Annotated in this window: 18 protein-coding genes; 12 read left to right on the top strand and 6 right to left on the bottom strand. The window is 46.1% G+C overall.

Going from position 1 to position 19,191, the window contains the following annotated elements:
* Positions 1–170 precede the first annotated feature (170 nt).
* Complete coding sequence (locus ABXT60_RS13470) at positions 171–1,088, top strand: alpha/beta hydrolase (protein ID WP_443630610.1); 918 nt, start codon at positions 171–173, stop codon at positions 1,086–1,088.
* A gap of 204 nt (positions 1,089–1,292) precedes the next feature.
* Here ABXT60_RS13470 and ABXT60_RS13465 read toward each other — a convergent pair whose 3' ends face one another.
* Complete coding sequence (locus ABXT60_RS13465; protein ID WP_443630609.1) at positions 1,293–2,273, bottom strand: agmatinase; 981 nt, start codon at positions 2,271–2,273, stop codon at positions 1,293–1,295.
* Positions 2,274–2,545: 272 nt separating this feature from the next.
* Here ABXT60_RS13465 and ABXT60_RS13460 point away from each other — a divergent pair, with 272 nt between their 5' ends.
* Together ABXT60_RS13460 and ABXT60_RS13455 are read left to right on the top strand one after the other, a co-directional pair.
* Positions 2,546–3,229 (top strand): haloacid dehalogenase type II, encoded by a 684-nt coding sequence (locus ABXT60_RS13460; protein ID WP_443630608.1) that lies wholly within the window; start codon positions 2,546–2,548, stop codon positions 3,227–3,229.
* 181 nt (positions 3,230–3,410) lie between these two features.
* Entirely contained in the window at positions 3,411–4,736 is a 1,326-nt protein-coding gene (locus tag ABXT60_RS13455; RefSeq protein ID WP_443630607.1) for a malonyl-CoA decarboxylase, read from the top strand.
* 21 nt (positions 4,737–4,757) lie between these two features.
* Here ABXT60_RS13455 and ABXT60_RS13450 read toward each other — a convergent pair whose 3' ends face one another.
* Positions 4,758–5,681: a LysR family transcriptional regulator gene (locus ABXT60_RS13450; protein ID WP_443630606.1), complete on the bottom strand. Its 924-nt coding sequence runs from the start codon at positions 5,679–5,681 to the stop codon at positions 4,758–4,760.
* Between the two features lie 99 nt (positions 5,682–5,780).
* Between ABXT60_RS13450 and ABXT60_RS13445 the strand changes: the two genes are divergently transcribed.
* Together ABXT60_RS13445 and ABXT60_RS13440 are read left to right on the top strand one after the other, a co-directional pair.
* Positions 5,781–7,313, top strand: coding sequence for a trimethylamine methyltransferase family protein (locus ABXT60_RS13445; RefSeq protein ID WP_443630605.1), 1,533 nt, complete (start codon positions 5,781–5,783; stop codon positions 7,311–7,313).
* A gap of 17 nt (positions 7,314–7,330) precedes the next feature.
* Positions 7,331–9,748 (top strand): GcvT family protein, encoded by a 2,418-nt coding sequence (locus tag ABXT60_RS13440; protein ID WP_443630604.1) that lies wholly within the window; start codon positions 7,331–7,333, stop codon positions 9,746–9,748.
* Here ABXT60_RS13440 and ABXT60_RS13435 read toward each other — a convergent pair.
* From ABXT60_RS13435 to ABXT60_RS13425, 3 genes are all read right to left on the bottom strand, one after another.
* The gene (locus ABXT60_RS13435) at positions 9,745–10,497 is read right to left on the bottom strand and encodes a creatininase family protein (protein ID WP_443630603.1); all 753 of its coding nucleotides are present in this window, start codon (positions 10,495–10,497) and stop codon (positions 9,745–9,747) included. The two genes, ABXT60_RS13440 and ABXT60_RS13435, sit on opposite strands and share 4 nt — an antisense overlap.
* Entirely contained in the window at positions 10,473–11,081 is a 609-nt protein-coding gene (locus ABXT60_RS13430; RefSeq protein WP_443630602.1) for a glutathione S-transferase family protein, read from the bottom strand. The genes ABXT60_RS13435 and ABXT60_RS13430 overlap by 25 nt, the downstream gene beginning before the upstream one ends.
* 68 nt (positions 11,082–11,149) lie before the next feature.
* Positions 11,150–11,926: a transporter substrate-binding domain-containing protein gene (locus ABXT60_RS13425; protein WP_443630601.1), complete on the bottom strand. Its 777-nt coding sequence runs from the start codon at positions 11,924–11,926 to the stop codon at positions 11,150–11,152.
* A gap of 140 nt (positions 11,927–12,066) precedes the next feature.
* Between ABXT60_RS13425 and ABXT60_RS13420 the strand changes: the two genes are divergently transcribed.
* The 7 genes from ABXT60_RS13420 to ABXT60_RS13390 are packed head-to-tail and all read left to right on the top strand — an operon-like array spanning position 12,067 to position 18,083.
* Entirely contained in the window at positions 12,067–12,801 is a 735-nt protein-coding gene (locus ABXT60_RS13420) for an amino acid ABC transporter ATP-binding protein (protein WP_443630600.1), read from the top strand.
* A 10-nt stretch (positions 12,802–12,811) separates the two neighbouring features.
* A complete protein-coding gene (locus tag ABXT60_RS13415) occupies positions 12,812–13,549 on the top strand; it encodes an amino acid ABC transporter permease (RefSeq protein ID WP_443630599.1) in 738 nt (245 codons plus the stop codon).
* A 14-nt stretch (positions 13,550–13,563) separates the two neighbouring features.
* Entirely contained in the window at positions 13,564–14,148 is a 585-nt protein-coding gene (locus ABXT60_RS13410) for a carboxymuconolactone decarboxylase family protein (RefSeq protein ID WP_443630598.1), read from the top strand.
* Between the two features lie 2 nt (positions 14,149–14,150).
* Positions 14,151–15,098, top strand: a complete 948-nt coding sequence (locus ABXT60_RS13405; RefSeq protein ID WP_443630597.1) for an isopenicillin N synthase family dioxygenase — start codon at positions 14,151–14,153, stop codon at positions 15,096–15,098.
* 3 nt (positions 15,099–15,101) lie between these two features.
* Positions 15,102–15,689 carry a helix-turn-helix domain-containing protein gene (locus ABXT60_RS13400; protein ID WP_443630596.1) on the top strand — a complete coding sequence of 196 codons (588 nt, stop codon included), beginning with the start codon at positions 15,102–15,104 and terminating at the stop codon, positions 15,687–15,689.
* Positions 15,686–16,735, top strand: a complete 1,050-nt coding sequence (locus ABXT60_RS13395; RefSeq protein ID WP_443630595.1) for a hypothetical protein — start codon at positions 15,686–15,688, stop codon at positions 16,733–16,735. The genes ABXT60_RS13400 and ABXT60_RS13395 overlap by 4 nt, the downstream gene beginning before the upstream one ends.
* A gap of 43 nt (positions 16,736–16,778) precedes the next feature.
* Positions 16,779–18,083, top strand: coding sequence for an NAD(P)/FAD-dependent oxidoreductase (locus ABXT60_RS13390; protein WP_443630594.1), 1,305 nt, complete (start codon positions 16,779–16,781; stop codon positions 18,081–18,083).
* 25 nt (positions 18,084–18,108) lie between these two features.
* On the opposite strand, the gene ABXT60_RS13385 is transcribed toward ABXT60_RS13390, so the two are convergent.
* Positions 18,109–19,125 (bottom strand): branched-chain amino acid aminotransferase, encoded by a 1,017-nt coding sequence (locus ABXT60_RS13385; RefSeq protein ID WP_443632114.1) that lies wholly within the window; start codon positions 19,123–19,125, stop codon positions 18,109–18,111.
* Between the last annotated feature and the right edge of the window lie 66 nt (positions 19,126–19,191).

Genomic DNA, 19,191 nt, shown 5'->3' with positions numbered 1-19,191 from the left:
TGGTTTGTTGTTTGCCTAAGTGGGCCATTTGATGAAAGGCTGTTCTATTCTTTTTCTGGCCACTTAGATTAAGAAACTAATGTGTGCCAAAGCAAACTGTAACCAAGAAGTGATAACCTTGATTGGTCACAATTAGCATTTTTTCCAATAATTTAAGGTAGAAAATAACGATGCCATTAGACTATACCCTCATAGAGTTTACCTCCGGTCTAAATATATTGCGTGGTCGATGGTATGCAGCACAAGACGGGGCAACAGCACCTTGTGTCATCATGGCTCACGGTACCACGGCAACAATATCAATGGGGCTGGAAGACTATGCTTCTCAGTTTCAAGGTGCTGGATTAAATGTCATTTTGTATGATCATGCAGGTTTTGGAGATAGTGATGGTGTAGAGCGACAAGTGATCAACCCTTGGATTCAGGCAAGGGGCTTCAAGGATGCATTTTTACACACTCAAAATTTAAAAGAGCTACATAACGGGCAGATTTTCTTATGGGGCGATAGCTATGCGGCCATGTTAGTGCTCGTTGTTGGGGCCTTTATTGAAGGTCTTGCTGGTATCGTTGCTCATATTCCTGCAACAGGCGTAGTCAACATCCAATCCTCTACCTTAAAGGCAGACTTTGACGAGCTGAAGACTATGTTTGAAGTGGGCGATTTGAGTGAATTTGAAGCCGAGGTAATTGGGCCTCTTCCTGTTGTTTCAGCAGATCAATTAAATGCACCTTCTCTACTCAAACCCATACAAGCCTTTTCTTGGTTCATTACTCATGGGGGTCGTTTTGGTAGTCATTGGCAAAATTTAGTGAGTAAGGTCACCCCTAACACCCCGGTTCCCCTTGTGCCACACATCACTGCTGCGTTTATAAAGGTTCCTACTATGATGCTGGTGGGGCTCAATGATGAGATGATACATTGTAATCCAGAAGTACAAAAAACTGTGTTTAATGCAATTAACGCTCCAAAAGAATTCCACGTGGTTGATGGAGGTCATTTTGGATGTTTGTATGCGGGCTCTTCACCATTCAAAAAGGCCGTGCAGTTAGAGATCAATTTTATGAAGCGTAATAGCCAAATAATGTAACCTTATCATAGTCAATGTGTAGTGCAGAAACTGCCTTAGATAATAACTTAAAGGGGGAGTGATATTACCTAGCTTAGGCCACGCACGAGTCCAATAAAGTACAACGCTATTAATAGATTGCTTCAATGCAGTGACATGCTAACTATTAGCGAGGCACTAAATTGAAGCTTTATTCCTTGGTCATTAGCTAAGCTATACTGTTGGCTACAGTTGAGCCATTTCTGCTTTTTTACGGGTTTCACGGCCGTGAAACACATAGCCTATTAAATTAAGTAAAACCTGTGCAGCTAAAATGCTGGTGGTGCTAGATAAATCATAATCTGGTGCTACTTCACAAAGATCGATACCGACAACGTCACCTTTATTAGCCACACCCTGTAATACTTCCATAACCTCATAGTAAGTAAAGCCCCCATGGCTTGGTGTGCCAGTGCCTGGGGCGATTGAGGGATCAAATCCGTCTATATCAATGGTAATGTAGTAATTCACGCCGTCTGGAATCAGTGCCAATACGCCTTCTGGGCCAAGCCTTCGCACATCACGCACAGACAAAATAGTAGAACCTACACTTTCTGCTTTCTTATGATCTTCGCGGTTGGATGATGAAACGTTACGGATGCCTAGTTGAGTCATTCCTGTAACGTAGCCCTTTTCAGAGGCCCGCCTAATTGGATTACCATGGCCAAATCGTACGCCGTGACGTTCATCGACAAAATCTAGGTGAGCGTCAATTTGGATGATATGAATAGGGCCCTGGTCATCAAAGGCCTGAATACATGGGGCATTGATAGAGTGATCACCACCAGCGACTACGGGTAACACTCCCGCAGCTAGGGCCTTTCGCACTGCGTACTCAATGTTGGCGTGGCTTTGTTCGGTATTGGTATGGATCATGTCTGCGTCGCCCATGTCAACAATGCTCACGCCTTGCAAGTACATGGTATCGTCTTCGTAAGAATATGCGCCGCCATGGCCAAACGAAAATAGTGTTGAGGCTTCTCTAATAGAGCGAGGACCCATACGGGCACCAGAGCGCCACTGGGTGCCACAATCATAAGGTGCACCCATAAAGGCTACGTCTGCTTTAATGTTGTCCCAATCTTCGGCAATGGGGCTTTTGGCAAAGGTGCAAAAGCCAACAAAAGGTAAGTTTAGTCGGCCTTTTTCGTAACTGTTTTCACTCATGAGGGGTAGGTCCTATGGTGGGATTACACGGTTCTGGCAGGAAGGTTGGTTAAGGCGTTAAGGCCATGGTCGTGTTGGTGTTTATATAGAAGAACGCTAACCATAGCCGCTTTACATAGCTAAAACAAATGCATTTTTTAACTCAAGGCTATCGGCTGGTTATTGTGCTGAGGCTATTTCTTAAACGGGGGTGTTACACCAGTTAATTGGTTCAGATTAGAGTAAGCTATTATTGTCTATTTGTTTTACGCTTTTACTAAGGAATTGCCGCTATGAAGCCTGAGTTCAAAGAAGTTTCTTTATGTGTATTTGATGCCTATGGCACCTTGTTTGATGTGCACTCAGCTGTAAGACAGCATGTGCACTCATTGGGCCCTCAGGCACAGGCCATTTCTATGTTGTGGCGTCAAAAGCAGCTGGAATACACCTGGTTACGCAGCCTAATGGGCCGGTATGTGGACTTTTCACAAGTGACTGCTGAAGCGCTACATTACGCCCTTCAAACCCATGCAATAAGTGATGCTGCGCTAGAGCAACGTTTGCTGTTAGCTTACAACCAACTATCAAGTTATCCTGAGGTTATTGCGACCCTCAGGCAGCTACGAGGCGCTGGCATTGCAACGGCAATTCTATCGAATGGATCACCCAATATGCTGCAGGCTGCAGTGAGGTATGCTGGATTAACAGATTTAATTGATCAGGTGATTTCTGTTGATGACCTAGCCATATATAAACCTGATCCCAGAGTATATCAGCTAGCTCTTGATGCTTTTGGAGTGACGAAAGACCAAGTATTGTTTCACTCAAGTAATGCTTGGGACGTTGCAGGTGCAGTTAACTTTGGTTTTAATGTTGCTTGGGTTAATCGTTTTTCACAACCACCTGAACCATTGTCTAGATCACCCGATTTAGAGATTGATGACTTACACCAAGTGGTTGCTGCTCTGAGCATTTAAGTCCCTTTTGGTACAGTGGACTGGCCTGCCTCTTAATCTCAAACAAGCAAGTAGTCATGGTTATCCTCGACCCATAAGTCAAGCAGTTATGAGGGGGCACAATAGTGGTAAGGTATTGCCACACAATTTGTGCTACTGGCCGGCAAGACGACTTTTGGCACACCTTTGGAGACCGGTTAACATGCAGCAACTAGCGAATCAACTATTTCAAAAAACCATCCGTCGGTGGGTGCCGTTTTGGCGTGATGTTTCGCCACAACATGATCTTTTGAAAAAGCTATCTCTTGATCCTAACTTGAATGCAGCCGATGAAAAGGTGCTGCTAACGTGGATGGATGCCTGCCTTAAAGATAACGGTGGAGAGGTAGCCGCAAGAATGCGAGCCGCAGAACTTGGCAGGCGCTTTTTAGATCTCAATGACGAAGGACGTGTTCGTTTTCTTACACTGATGGCTGATAACTATGCGGTTGATGAGGTACGTTTGACTCAGGTTATAGAGTCTTGGTTAGCTGCAAATTCAAGTGAACGGACACACCTAGAAGCAGACCTTCGTAGCGCCTTAGAGCCACCAAGGATGAAGCTGTTGACTCAGTTTAATGAGCTCCCTCAGGGTATTAAATTTCTTGTGGATATGCGCGCTGAGTTATTGCGGTTGCGCAAAGAACACCCCAAACTTGCGCCCTTAGAGGCGGATTTGAAGCGCCTGTTGAGTGCCTGGTTTGATGTTGGCTTGTTACAAATGGAAGAAATAAACTGGCGTTCCAGTGCTGAATTACTAGAAAAATTAATTGCCTATGAGGCAGTGCATGCAATCCAAAGTTGGAATGATCTTAAAAATCGTCTCGATTCTGACCGTCGCTGTTTTGCTTTTTTTCATCCTAATATGCCAGAAGAGCCACTCATCTTTGTTGAAGTTGCTCTGGTTAAGGGTATGGCTGGTAATGTGCAAGAATTGCTTGACGAAGCTGCGCCATTAGAAGATATAAGCCTCGCCGACACCGCTATATTTTATTCTATTTCCAACGCACAAAAGGGGCTCTCTGGAATTAGTTTTGGTAATTTTCTAATCAAGCAAGTGGTTAAAAAACTACAACAAGAGTTCCCCCAGTTAACCCAGTTTGCAACCCTGTCACCTATTCCGGGTTTTTGCCGTTGGTTAGACAGCATCGAATCTGAACAAGAGTTGGCTTTGTTGGATGATGGGTCATCCTTAAGGTCACCAGAACACCTTCAAAAAATGGCCGCCCATTATCTTGGCGAACAAAAACAGAAGCGCAATGAACATTATGCACGAGACCCTGTGGCTCACTTTCACCTCAGCAATGGCGCTAAAATAGAACGCTTAAACTGGATGGCAGACACGTCTGATAATGGGCTGAAGCAATCAGAAGGCATGATGGTTAACTACCTTTACGAGATACCACTTATCGAAAGCCGCAGCCAAGGCTACAGTTCTGAAGGTAAGGTGGCTTTGTCTACTGCCATTGAAAAGCAATTAGCCACGTAGAGTGGCCTTTTGTGTGGGCCTCTATTTATAGCCTGAGCCATTAAAATTGAGCTGGCACCAGCTTTGTAACTGTTCAGACACGGCATGAAGTAATTCGGCATGCTGATGGCTTTTTCGAACTAATGCACTCCAATAAACAGGCATGCCTTGCTTGGTGACAGGCAAGGCGAGTAACTCTTCATTTTCTAAAGAGGGCTGCACTGCCCAGCGGCTTAAAATAGAACGACCAAAGCCTGCTTTCACCATTTCTATCACGGCTTCTGTATTGCCTGCCCGTAAATAATTAAGTGGCCTTCGACCGGCTGGGCGCCATAATAGCTCTTCTTCAAACCCAGTTTCATAAATAGTGGAATAAGTAATGAATGGATCAGCCAAAAAGTCTTTAGCAAGCATATAACCACAGCTTGGTGTTGGGCAGTCAAGTGCACATATAGCCAACAATTGATCTTCAAACAATGGGTATACAGTGGCACGGCTAGCGTTAATGCTGCCTGCGCTAATGGCGATATCTACATCGCCATCTAATAAGCTGCGCATAGGTACTTTGCTAGTGTCAGTGATAAATTCAAAATATAAATTCGGCCACTGATGCTGGAGTTGTTTTAAAAACAATGGCAGCCAGCGGTAGCTATTGTAAGCAAAAGTGCCAATGCGAATAACTTCTCCCGGTGCTGCACCTGTTTTGCCCATAAGGGTAGACTCAGCTAAACCAGCCTCCATGAGGATGGTGTCAGCGCTAGTGGCGAACAGTTCTCCTGCAGAGGTTAACCTTAAGCGCCTCCCTATGCGGGCAAATAATTTAGTGCTTAAACGGCGTTCTGCTTCTGCTATTTGGTGGCTGAGTGCGGGCTGAGTTAGGCCTAGGGCCTGGGCTGCAGCTGATACGGTGCCATGAATACGCACAGCCTGAACCACCCGATAGTGGCTTAGTTGTAAGCGCAGCATATATAAAAAAATTTCATGGTTAGTCACTAAAATATTAATTATTCACAAGTCAAACAATACCCTATGATGGCTTTTTAAGGCAAGCTTATGGGTGTGTAAATGAGGCGTTCTCGGGCTAATCGCAACAAATCAACCAGGCCTAGTGGTGGTGCTCGTCAAGCACCATCGCGGCAAATGCGTAACCCTTACGCACCCATGCAGTTGATCAATGAAAGTCAATTAGAAGACATTCATCAGGCATCACTAAAACTGCTATGCGACACCGGCATGGACTTTCAGTCGCCCCAAGCTGTAGATATTTTACGTTGCGCTGGTGCTATGGTGCACCCCGATGGACAGCGGGTTAGGTTTGATCCTGATTGGGTTATGCAGACCATTGCCACCACTCCTAGGGAATTTGTTTTACATGGGCGCCGTCCAGATCGGCATATTGCGATGGGAGGGAATTCAATGGCCTTTGCCATGGTAGCCAGCACGCCCAACGTATCTGACTTAGACAGGGGTAGAATTGCGGGTAATTATGATGACTTCTGTAATTTGTTACGTCTAGGAGAAAGCCTGAACAGCGTTCAATTACAGGCAGGTTTCCCAGTAGAACCCTGCGACGTTAATGTGAATACTCGTCACATTATTGCTGGTGCAGCCATGGCCCGGTTGACTACTAAACCGGTAGGTGGTTATGCCTTAGGCCGACAGCGCATGCAGGATGTGATTGATATTGTGCGCATTAGTCGTGGCATTGACCATGCTACCCTGCTGCAACAACCATCGATTCATACCGTAGTGAATTCAAATTCCCCACTCATTTATGATGGTGCGTTATTGGAAGGTGCCATTGTTATGGCTGAAAACAATCAGCCGGTCATCTATACTCCTTTTACGCTTGCGGGCGCCATGGCACCAATCACCATGGCGGGCGCTTTAGTGCAGCAAAATGCAGAATGTTTAGCTGGCCTTGCCTTTCATCAGTGCGTGAATCCTGGAGCACCTGCCATGTATGGCAGTTTTACCTCTAATGTAGATATGAAATCGGGCTCACCGGCGTTTGGTACACCTGAGTATAGCCAAGCCACTATAGTGTCTGGTCAACTGGCACGCAAATATGGCATTCCTTTACGTGCTTCAAACGCCAACGCCTCCAACGCACCTGATGCACAAGCCACCTATGAGTCTCAGATGTCTTTGTGGGCATGTATGTTGGGTCAAGTGAATTATGTTTTACATGGCTTGGGTTGGATTGAAGGTGGGTTATGCACGTCTTATGAAAAGGTTATTTTAGATGCAGAAATGATTCAAATGCAGCAAGCCTTTTTGCAGCCCATGGATACCAGTACCGATTCGCTAGCAGTGGGTGCGATTGCAGACGTGGGACCTGGCAGTCACTTTTTTGCCTCTCCCCACACTATGTCGCGTTATGAAGATGCATTTTACTCACCGTTATTGTCCAACTGGTCTAACTTTGAAAATTGGCGAGATGCAGGAGCAATGGACGCGACCCATCGGGCTAACAAAATTTGGAAACAGATGTTGCAGGATTATGAAGAGCCTAAGCTAGAGACCTCAATAGATGATGAACTAACAGACTTTGTAGAGCGACGTAGCCGTGAAGGTGGAGCAGCACCTGGATCATAATAAAAGGAATCAAAACTATGAAGACTCATGTTCAAGTAGCAGTAATTGGTGGTGGTGTGGTTGGATGTTCGGTGCTGTATCACCTGACCAAGTTAGGCTGGCCCGATGTGTGTCTTATAGAACGTTCGGAACTAACGTCTGGTTCTACATGGCATGCTGCTGGTGGCTTTCATACGCTTAATTCAGACCCCAATATGGCGGCATTACAAGGGTATACAATTAATCTTTATAAAGAGCTTGAGGCTATCAGTGGTTTAACCTGCGGTTTGCATCATGTGGGTGGCATAACACTGGCTGATAGCCCAGAACGTATGGATTTTATTAAAGCGGCAAGAGCTATGCATCGACATATGGGGTTAGACACACAAATTATTACTCCAGAAGAAATCAAAAAACTTAGCCCAATTGTGAATACAGAGGATATCTTAGGCGGTTTATATGATCCTCTTGACGGTCATCTAGATCCATCTGGCACCACTCATGCCTATGCCAAAGCAGCACAAATACAAGGTGCAGAAATATATTTAAGAAATCCTGTAACGGGTCTTAACCAACGGCCCGACGGCAGCTGGGATGTGACCACCAAAAACGGCATTATTCATGCTGAGCATGTGGTTAATGCGGGCGGTCTATGGGCCCGTGAATTGGGTGAGATGGTGGGTTTGTTTTTGCCTCTTCACCCAATGGAACATCAGTATTTGATTACCGATGATTTGCCCCAAGTGTTTACCCGTGATCAAGAGCTGCCTCATATAATGGACCCTTCAGGGGAAAGTTATTTGCGCCAAGAAGGCAAGGGCCTGGTGATTGGTATTTACGAGCAAGATTGTGACCCATGGGCCTTAGATGGCACCCGTTGGGACTTTGGTCATGAGCTTTTAGACAATAAGCTTGATCGTATCGGTGATTCTTTGGAGTTTGCTTTTAAACGCTTCCCCTGTCTAGAAACTGCGGGCATTAAGTCTATTGTCAATGGGCCATTTACTTTTGCACCAGACGGTAATCCCTTGGTTGGCCCTATACCTGGATTACAAAACTACTGGTCCTGCTGCGCTGTGATGGCCGGCTTTAGTCAAGGTGGTGGCGTAGGCTTAAGCTTGGCCGAATGGATGGTACATGGGGAACCCTCACGCGACGTGTTTGCAATGGACGTAGCGCGCTATGGCAACTATTGCACCAAGGCGTATACCCGTAACAAGGTACGAGAAAACTATCAGAAACGGTTTAGCATTTCTTATCCTAATGAGGAGTTACCGGCGGGCCGGCCACTAAATACTACACCAGCTTATACCATCTGGCAGCAACAACGCGCTGTATTTGGGCAAGGTTATGGCATGGAGCATGTGAATTATTTTGCCCCTGAGGGTGAGCCTTTGGAAGAAACCCCAAGCTTTAGACGCTCTAATGCCTTTGCTGCTATTGGGAATGAGTGCCGAGCCGTGCGTCATTCGGTAGGTATTAACGAGGTACATAATTTTGGTAAATACCTAGTCACCGGCGAAGGTGCTCGTGCATGGTTAGATGGTGTTATGGCAGGCAAACTACCTCAACTTGGGCGTGTGACCCTAAGCCCTATGCTTAGCCCATCAGGCAAGCTCATGGGTGACTTCACTATTTCTCACTTGGATGAAAATGAATACCAACTCACTGCTTCTTTTTCAGCTCAAGACCTTCACATGCGCTGGTTTGAGCAATATTTACCAGCACTAAACGTGAGCTTAAAGAATATTTCTATGAGCCGTATCGGCTTTCAAATTGCTGGGCCAAAGGCTCGTGAGTTGCTAGCTGCGTGCACTCGATTTGATGTTTCCCATAGCGCTATGCCATTTTTATCAGTGTGCAAAATTGAGGTGGGCCAGTGCGATGCTGTAGTTCAACGGATAAGTTATACAGGTGACTTAGGCTACGAAATCTATGTACCCGTCGAACAGCAAATAAGCTTGTATCATACCTTAGCTAATGAGGGTATCGCGTTTGATCTTAAACCCTTTGGTATGCGCGCTATGATGAGCCTGCGGTTAGAAAAGTCTTTTGGGTCTTGGATGAGAGAATACAAACCTGATTACACCCCTATGGAAACGGGTATGGATCGGTTTATGGATTACAAAAAAGAGGCTGATTATATTGGTAAGGCCGCTGCTCTTAAAGAGCTAGCAGAGCCTCCAAAACGCCAGTTAGCAAGCTTTACAGTCGATGCAATTGACGCTGATGTAGTGGCAGACGAACCGATATGGAAAGACGGTAACGTGGTCGGTTTTGTGACCTCTGGGGGCTATGCCCACTTTAGTGAACAGTCTGTGGCACTTGGATTTGTCCCTACGCAGATGATCGCCGAGGGTGCCACATTCGAGATTGAAATCTTAGGTGAAATGCGACCAGCAAAGCTGTTTATCAAGCCTTTGTTTGACCCTCAGTCAAACCGTATGCAAAGCTAGCCTAGGGTATTATTTAGCTCATCGACAATGGCTTGTGCTGCAAGTGCTATGAGTTGAGTGCCAATGTGAGGTCTGGCTAAGGCTGAATGAGAGCCTACGCGACCATCTGGGAAGCTGCGCTGGTGGCTGATAGGGCCTGCGTGACGATCACCACTGTGGGCTTTAATGTAAGCCTCACTTAGGGGCATAGGAGGTTCTCTTGCTAAATCTGGGTCTAATCTACGTTGGTTGACTTGGGTAATGGAGATTTCTGCAGGTGTTGCATGCATCCCTTCCCATGTGCCAAAAGCTTTTTGACGCAGATCTTGTACCTCATCAAAGTCCCACCAACTGCGTAACCTTATAGTATGAGGTGCAAGGTTATTGATCACTTGGCGAGCTGGTTCAATGTTAGCACCATGGCCATTGAGTAAGTAAATTTGATTAAAACCGTGGCTAATAAAAGAGCTACATACTTCTTCTAACAGAAGGGTAAAGGTGGGCACCGATACTGAAACAGTTCCAGCAAAGGCCATATTGAAGGGTGCTGGTGTATAAACCAATGGGGGTGCTACTAACCACCCAGCTATTCCTGCAGCAGCCATTGCGACGGTCTCGGCACATAGGTAATCAGTGCCCATAAGGCCCATTGGGCCATGTTGTTCGAATGAGCCCAGGGGCAATAACAGCGGTTTGCCGGTAGCAATATAGGTTTCAACCTCTGGCCAACTAAGTTGGCTCAGCTCTAGGGGTTCTTGTCTTGTATCCATTGTGCTAATAAAGGCCTGTAAGTATCTAACTCCATCGCAACCCAGGGAAGTTCCTCCATGGTTTGCTTATAGTCAGTGATGATTCTCTTAAAAGGGAGAGGTAATTCCCAGCTTTCATACATTACAGTAATCCATTCCAAGGTCACAATAAGGCCACAATCGGCTAGGCAGAACTGAATATTGGGACGTAATGCTAAGGCTCTGGTCAACTGCCCCAGGCGCTGTTGCAGTTGCTCTAAAGCACTGTCATTGGGGTGTGGCTTGCCAATATCGGAAAATAACACCCGCACGCAAGGTTCTAACTTTGTGTCGTGAAAGCGCCCTAATGCACGCACTTGAGCACGTTGCATAATATCTGTGGGCAAAGCTGGTGGTAGAGGCACGCTTTCTTCAAGGTATTCAGCAATGGCCTCTGAGTCAGCAATAATCTGCTCCCCTACTTGAAGGGCAGGCAAACTACCGGCTGGAACCAATGCCCTATAGGTTTGTGACCCATAACCCCCAGGAGGTGGCAGTTCATCCCATGTGAGTCTTTTAAAGCGCATTAACAATCTTAGCTTAGCGCAATATAAACTCACTGGCACACTGTACACGCAGAGGTGTGGCTCAGGAAGGCTGGGGTCGACCCCCAGCGTCTCCTGGGAAGTTTCTGTTATAGAGCAAGTTGCCACTTGGCACCAATTTTGTCAAAAAAACCGCGCTCTTTTTTAAGGCTAATCCACGTATTAACGTAGTTAATCCATACTTGATCTGCTTGCGGCAGTAACATAGCAATGGGTGTGGGAGCCTTTGGCTTAGCCACAGGTACAATCATAAGCTGTGGGTACTTTAGAACCAACTTTTTAGCTTCCACGTTTGACGTGATGTGAGCATCAGCCCTCATCGATAGTACTTCTTGGAAGTCGCGTGCAGGAGCCTCAACAATCTGATGCTTGGCATTAGGAAAGAATTGCTTTACTTGGCTTTCTTGAGTAGTACCTAAGGTTGCAGCAACGGTAACACCGGCTTTATCTAGGTCGGCCCAGTCACGAAAACGGTCAGCATTTTTTGTTAAAGTGAGGGGTACTGTAGCTAGCGAAAAGTAGCTAATGGAATAACCAGCCGCTTTGGCACGTTTTGGCGAAATAGAAGCTGAGCCAGTCATATGGTACTTTCCAGACGTAACGCCACTCACTAGGGTTTTCCAATCAGCAGCAACAAACTCTACCTCAACACCTAGGTCTTTTGCGAGCTCAGTCATTACGTCAATGTCGTAACCTTTATAGGAATTAGTTGCTGGGTCCTTCATCGTCATGGGATTCCAGTCTCCTGTAGTCCCTACTTTTAATACACCTTCACTCAAAATATCTTGCAGTGCTGAGCCAGCCATAGCTGGTGCGGCGGCAATGGCAATAGCCGCCGCTAGGGCCCACTTTTTTATATTCATCATGACACTTCTCCTATTTTAAATTTTACTTTATTGCTGACAGATAATTGCAGGAGTAGCAAGAAATTGCAAGAGAATTAATTTATTGCACATGAATAAATCTGGTGCTAACATCAATTTCGCCATCAAAAGGAGCAAGCAGCATGACCTCAGTCCACTCTCGCGTAGTCATTAACATGCAAGGCGTCGACAAACTGTTCGGTGACTTCAAAGCTTTGGACTCGGTGTCTTTGCAAGTCCACGAAGGTGAAAAGATGGTCATCTGTGGCCCTTCTGGTTCTGGCAAGTCTACTTTAATACGCAGTATCAATGGCTTAGAGGACATCCAAGCTGGAGAGGTGTCGATAGCGCAAGTAGAAGTTGATGGCAGTCGTGACGCACGTATCGGTATGGTATTCCAACAGTTTAATTTATTTCCGCACCTTACAGTAATGCAAAATCTTACTCTTGGCCCTATGCGGGTGAGCAAACTAAGTCGCCTCGATGCCGAGGCTCGGGCACGCGCTTGTCTGGAACGTGTTCAAATTCCAGAACAAGCTGACAAGCTACCCCGTCAACTCTCTGGTGGCCAACAACAGCGCGTGGCCATTGCACGAAGCTTATGTATGGAGCCTGACATCATCTTATTCGATGAGCCCACTTCGGCTCTGGATCCAGAAATGATTAACGAGGTGCTGGAAGTGATGGTGGGCTTAGCCGACAGTGGTATTACCATGATATGTGTGACCCATGAAATGGGATTTGCCAAGCGAGTAGCGGACACAATGGTGTTTATGGATGGTGGGAAAATTGTGGAACAGTCGCCCCCTGAGAAGTTCTTTAATGCCCCAGAAAGCCTGCGTTGTCAGCAGTTTTTAGCCAAAATATTACATCATTAAAAGGCCTAAAATGAAGAGATTAATCCTATTACTAGTAAGCCTTCCTTTATTATCGTCTTGCAGCGATCAGTGGGGCTGGTATGTTGTTGACCCAACGACTAAGACTGGACTGACCAACCTTAAATTTTTATTGAGTGGCTTAGAGCAAACCGTACTGATGTCATTTACGGCTATTGCTATCTCTATGGTGGTTGGCTTGGCGGTGGCACTACCTGGGATGTCTTCTTCAAAGGGCTGGCGTCGTTTTAACCGAGTTTACGTTGAGGTAGTTCGAGCTGTTCCTATTCTTGTACTAATTTTGTGGGTGTACTACGGGTTGCCCCAGTTAATGGGCATTAGTATTGGTGTATTTGGCGCAGGTGTTCTTGCTTTAGCCTTATCTGATAGCGCATTTCAGGCAGAGATTTTTCGTGCTGGGATTCAGTCGGTCAACCGGGGTCAATATGAAGCGGCTCGTACCTTATCACTAAATTACGTAGACACAATGCGGTTTGTGATTTTGCCGCAGGCCATCAAACGAATCCTGCCAGCGTTGGGGAACCAGTTTGTGTACATGCTAAAAATGTCATCGTTGGTATCAGTTATTGGAATGCAGGAACTTACTCGCAAGGCCAATGAGCTTGTAGTGACCGAATACCGCCCGCTTGAGATTTATACCATTTTAGTGCTCGAATACCTGGTGTTAATTTTAGCAGTGTCTGGGGTGTTTCGTTGGTTTGAGTCGCGTATGCAAAGCGATGAAAGGTAGAGGAGGTAGAGTTAATGAGTGCTTGGATAGAAATGATTAATGATGACGTTGCAAGCCCAGAACTAATGGACGCTTTGAGCTTGGCTCGAACTCCTCACGGCACAGTGGACAACGTGATGAGGGTCCACTCTCTGCGGCCTAATACCATGCTTGGCCATGTAAAATTATATCGTGCTGCATTACACGATGACGCCAACACCCTACCTATGTGGTTGCAGGAGGTCATTGGCTCTTATGTGTCAATGCTCAATGAATGCTCTTATTCTTATGCGAACCATTGGGCTAATGCGAGTCATTTAATAGGTAGCCCAGAGCGTGCTTTAGACGTTGAGAAGGCACTTCGTCGACAGCGCCCACAGCAAGTATTTGAGGGTGCTGAATTAGCCCTAATGTACTACACCCAAAAGTTAACACTTACACCGGCTGCTATGGTGCAAGCAGATGTGCAAGCCCTGCAAAACGCTGGGCTAAGTGATGGTGAAATTTTAGAGGCTAATCAAATTATAGGTTATTTTAGCTATGTGAATCGGTGTTTGAATGGCCTGGGAGTCACAACAGATGGAGATACTGTTGGTTACTATAGCGGGAGTAGTGATTGATTATGGCTAAGGTAACCCAAGTGAGTGCTGACCAAATACCTGTGATTGATATCTCCTCTTTGGTGAATGGAGAAGCTGATATTGAGGTGGCGAAGAGCTTACACCAAGCAAGCCAAGAGTTGGGGTTTTTATATATTACCGGTCATGGCTTAGATCCTCGCCTAATTAAACAACTCTATCAATCTGGATTGGCATTTTTCCGTGCCCCTGCAGAGCAAAAAAAATTGGTAGGGGTATCGCAAAATCACCGTGGATGGTTGGGTTCTGGGCAGGCAAAAATGGATGATAAGGCACTGTCTGATTTCAAAGAAAGTTATATCTGGGGTATTGAAGATGTGTGCCACCAAGAGGACCACTTTTTGCGAGGTAGCAATACTTGGCCAGACTTTGTACCGCAGCTTAAGACCCTAGGTAGTGCCTACTTAACACAGGCCCATGAGGTTGCTCACCATCTAATGCGTGGTTTTGCACTGGGCCTTGGGCTGGAAGAGGGCTTCTTTTTAAAGACGACTGAGAAGCCTTTAAGTCGAGCTTCATTAGTCTATTATCCTAATCAGGAAGATAACAATCCCAACCAATTTGGGGTGGGCCCACACACTGACTTTGGAACCTTAACTTTACTTTGCCAAGACCAAGTGGGTGGCCTGCAGGTACAGGACGTTAACGGCCAGTGGCTAGAGGCTCCACCTATTGAAGGTAGTTTGGTAGTTAATGTGGGTGACCTGCTCAGTCATTGGACTGATGGTGCCTACAAGTCAACGCCTCATCGTGTAATAAATAGTTCGGGGTACGAACGATTATCCATAGTATTGGCTTATGACCCTAACCCAGAGACGGTAATAGACCCAAGGTCTGTTATTGGCACCAATTATAAGGGTGACCTAGCCGCTATTACCTGTGGTGACTATCTGGATAGGCGTTTTAAGAAAGCCTTTTCATACCGGAATTAACCTATGAGTGAAATAGAAACGTCTAACAACCTTGATGTAGCACTAGGGTCGGCCTTACGTGACATTCGAAAATCCCATAACCTCACTGCACGCGCCCTGGCACAAAAGTCTGGCGTATCTGCAGCCATGATAAGCCGCCTTGAACGAGGCCACGCATCGGCTTCAATGGCCACCTTGAGTGCACTTAGTCAGGCACTCAATGTGCCATTGGTGAGTCTGTTTCGAGAGATCGCAACAGAACATTCTGACTATACCCACGTTAAGAGTGGCGAAGGCCTAGTCTCTACTCGCATTGTGGGAAACCATAGTCATCAATATGTTAGTTTGGCTCAACATACCCGGAGTGAACTGCAATTTGAGGCAAGATCCGTCACTCTAGTGCGGCAAGAGTCCCATCCTCCGCAGTATGTTAGCCATGGAGTTGTCTTTGTATATGCCCTGCAAGGGCAGGCTATTTACCAATATGGTCAGCGTGACTTTTTGTTGAATCCAGGCGATAGCATCAGTGTTGATGCAGAATTAAGTCATGGTTTTACTGAAGTAGTCACTGAAACCTTTACGTTTTTAACGGTGCAGGCAGAGCGGCGATGAAAACTAATTTAGACCTAGGTTTAACCAATATTTTGCAAGGAGCAATGGACCTAAAGCCCGGGCAGCGGGTGCTTCTGGTGCAGGAAAACCCAAAGTATGGTTGGTACGATAGCGATCTACCTAAGGCGCTCCATGCCTTCGCAGTTGACAAGCTTGGAGTAGTGGTTGAGGTGCTAAAGGTTAAAGAGCCAACCAACAGCCCACACCCAAAATTAGAGCAGATGTTAAAAGATCAGCATTGGGATTGGATTATATTTTTAGCACGCATTGGCGACCAAGATCGGTTTGAGACTGATGAACAAGGGCCAAGAAAACTGATGACTTACGCCCGCACTAAGGAACAGTTGCAAAGTGGTTTGGGTACCGTGCCCCATGCGGCAATGGTGGCGCTAAACACAGCAGTAAATGAGATTTTTGATAGTGCCAAACATATTGAAATCACTTGCCCCTTTGGTACTCAGTTGGTTGGAAAGCCGTCTAAATCTATAGGCCAAGGCTCTACAGATGTCGCAATGGTTCGCTTTCCAGCTGCAGTTAGTAAACCCATTTCTGCCAATACATTCAGTGGCCAAGTTGCATTTCGCCATGGCTTAGCGCCAACTAGTTCCAAAGTATATTCACCCGCGTGCCTGCCGTTGCCCGAGGGTATTATTGCAGTAATAGACAAAGGGCGAATTTGTTCATTTCAAGGCGATGCAGCTGACATTCTTGCTGCTGAAGATCATTATAAAAGAGTGGCAAGCCAGTTCAATATTGATCCGTGGTTAGTAGACTCCTGGCATTTTGGGCTTCATCCGGCCACAGCGCACCCATTGAACCCCCAGGTAGATTTAGACCGCTGGGCTAACACGATGTTTACAAGTCCTCGCTTTTTGCACTTCCACACCTGTGGTAATTACCCACCGGGTGAAATTTGCGGCATGGTGGAAGACCCCACTGTCAAGATTGATGGCGTAGCCTTGTTGCAAGACAGACACTTAATGGCGTGCAACTTTAGCGCTATTGCTAAGGTAGGACAATGTTGGCCAGAATTAAAACTTCTATAACTTAAACATGGAGTGGCTCATAGAGCTTAAAGAGGATAAATTGATGAATAAAAGGTATGACGCTATTATTATAGGCGCTGGTATTATTGGTGCAGCTATCGCTTTGGGTTTAGCTCGAAAAGGTAAAAAAACACTCAATATTGATTCCTTACCAGCTGCAGGCTATGGCAGCACTAGCGGCTCCTGTGCCATTATTAGGCCTTATTACTCCACTATTGAGACCAGTGCTATAGCTCACGAAAGCCACCTTTACTGGAGCAATTGGAGTGAGTTTTTGCAAGCAGAAGATGAGCGTGGCCACATTAAGTACCATGCTGTAGGTTGTTTGGTGGCAAAAACTGATAATAATCAACACTTGCGGCCTACTATGGCTATTTTAGACACCATTGGAGCTCCTTACCAAGAATTGGATCAGGCGCAGTATCTAGCCCGCATGCCTATTTTTAACTTAGAATCCTATACGCCAGCTAAGCGTCCAGACGACGAAGGCTTTGGTGAAGCTAATGGCAAAAAAATTGGTGGTGGTGTATTTTTCCCTGATGGCGGCTACGTCAGTGACCCACAATTGGCGACACATAACCTACAGCGGGCTGCCGAGGCCCAAGGTTCAAGTTTTCAATTTAACACTAAAGTGGCGTCTATACGGCAGCAAGATGGGCGGGTTGTTGGTGTTACTTTGGTTAATGGAGATCAAATTGATGCCCCTGTTGTAGTGAATGCGGCAGGACCTCATTCAGCAAAAATAAATGCGATGGTGGGTGCTGAGAAAGATATGAAGATCACCACTCGGGCCTTACGGCACGAAGTGGCGCATGTGCCTTCACCTTCTGGCTTTAATTTTGAACAACAAGGCTGCGTTTGTTCTGACAGTGATATTCATGCCTATTGTCGTCCAGAAACAGGCAATCATATACTTATTGGTAGTGAAGACCCTGACTGCGATGATCAGCAGTGGGTTGACCCGGATGACTACAATAAAGATTTTACAGATCAATGGCGGGTGCAGGCCCTACGTTTAGCTCAGCGCATCCAAACACTGCCTATTCCCAACCAGGCTAAAGGAGTGGTTGAATTGTATGATGTGACCCCAGACTGGGCCCCAATTTATGATAAATCTTGTGTGCCTGGTTATTACATGGCTATTGGCACCAGTGGCAACCAATTTAAAAACGCGCCTATCGTCAGTGAGATGATGGCACAATTAATTATGGCTTGTGAAGATGGGCACGACCACGATCTAGAACCTGTGGTGTTTAACCTTAAATACTCCGGCCGTGCCATTAATTTGGGCGTATTTTCTCGTAATCGTAAAATAAACCCAAACAGCACAGGAACAGTGCTGGGCTAACTAAAAAGGCATAGGTTGTTATGGTTTATGAAACCTGGGTTAACCAACCAAAGCGATCATCAGCGAGGCCAAACTGTATGTCATTGAGGGCTTTACGTAACTTAATGGTGATGGGGCCTGGCTTACCTGTACCTAAGGTATAGTCCTTACCTTGGTGGATTAACGTGCCCACTGGCGTGAGTACCGCAGCAGTGCCTGAGAGAGCAGCCTCTGCACCAGGTTGAGCACTACGTTCAATTAACTCAGCAACACTGAGGTTGCGCTCGCTTACAGTCAGCCCCATTTCAGCAGCTAAGGTGAGCACGGATGCTCGGGTAACGCCATGTAAAAAGGTCGAATCTAAGGCTTTAGTCACTAGCTCATTACCTTCAATCAACATAAAGTTAGTGGCCGCTGTTTCCTGAACATCACCATCAGGACAGAATAATACTTGGTCAGCCTTATGCTCAACCCTCGCCTTATTTAACATTTGTAAGGCACTGGCATAGTTACCTCCACTTTTTACCATGCCCATGTGGGGTGCGCAGCGCATGCCCACTTCATCAATGAGTATGCGCAATGTGGCATCACCGCCAGCAAAATAATCACCTACAGGTGAAGCCAATACATAGAGCATAGAGTGAGCAGAAGGCGCAGCAGCTTTGCCGATGGCAGCCTCTGTACCTAAATGAGTGGGTCGCAAATATAGAGTGCCTGGAGACGCAGGAATTTCATCGGCGTAACGGCTCACCAAGTCAAGGATCATGGTGCTAAGCATGTTTTTATCTACTGCCGGTAAAGATAACAAACGGCTACTTTGTGCCATGCGTTCGATATTTTGGTCCATGCGAAATATGTGATTGCTACCATTGGGGTGACGAAACGCCTTTAATCCCTCAAAACAAGTACTAGCGTAATGCAATACATGGGCCCCAGGATGAAAGGAAATACTGTCGCTTGGCACTAAACTTGGAGTGCTCCATTTGTTGCCGTCAAAAGTAGTTAAAGCCATTTCAGGGACAAATTGTGTGCCGAACGCAGTCATAGTTATCTCACTATCAATAGGTGTGTCATTTAGCCGACCATCATACCATCGCTAGAGACGCTTTTTCGAGTGGTTGGTGCTAAG

The organism is Candidatus Njordibacter sp. Uisw_056 (assembly GCF_047730085.1).
Lineage (GTDB): Bacteria > Pseudomonadota > Gammaproteobacteria > Pseudomonadales > Balneatricaceae > Njordibacter.
The sequence above is the reverse complement of the archived record's forward strand: the minus strand, read 5'-3'. Positions and strand labels throughout refer to the sequence as shown.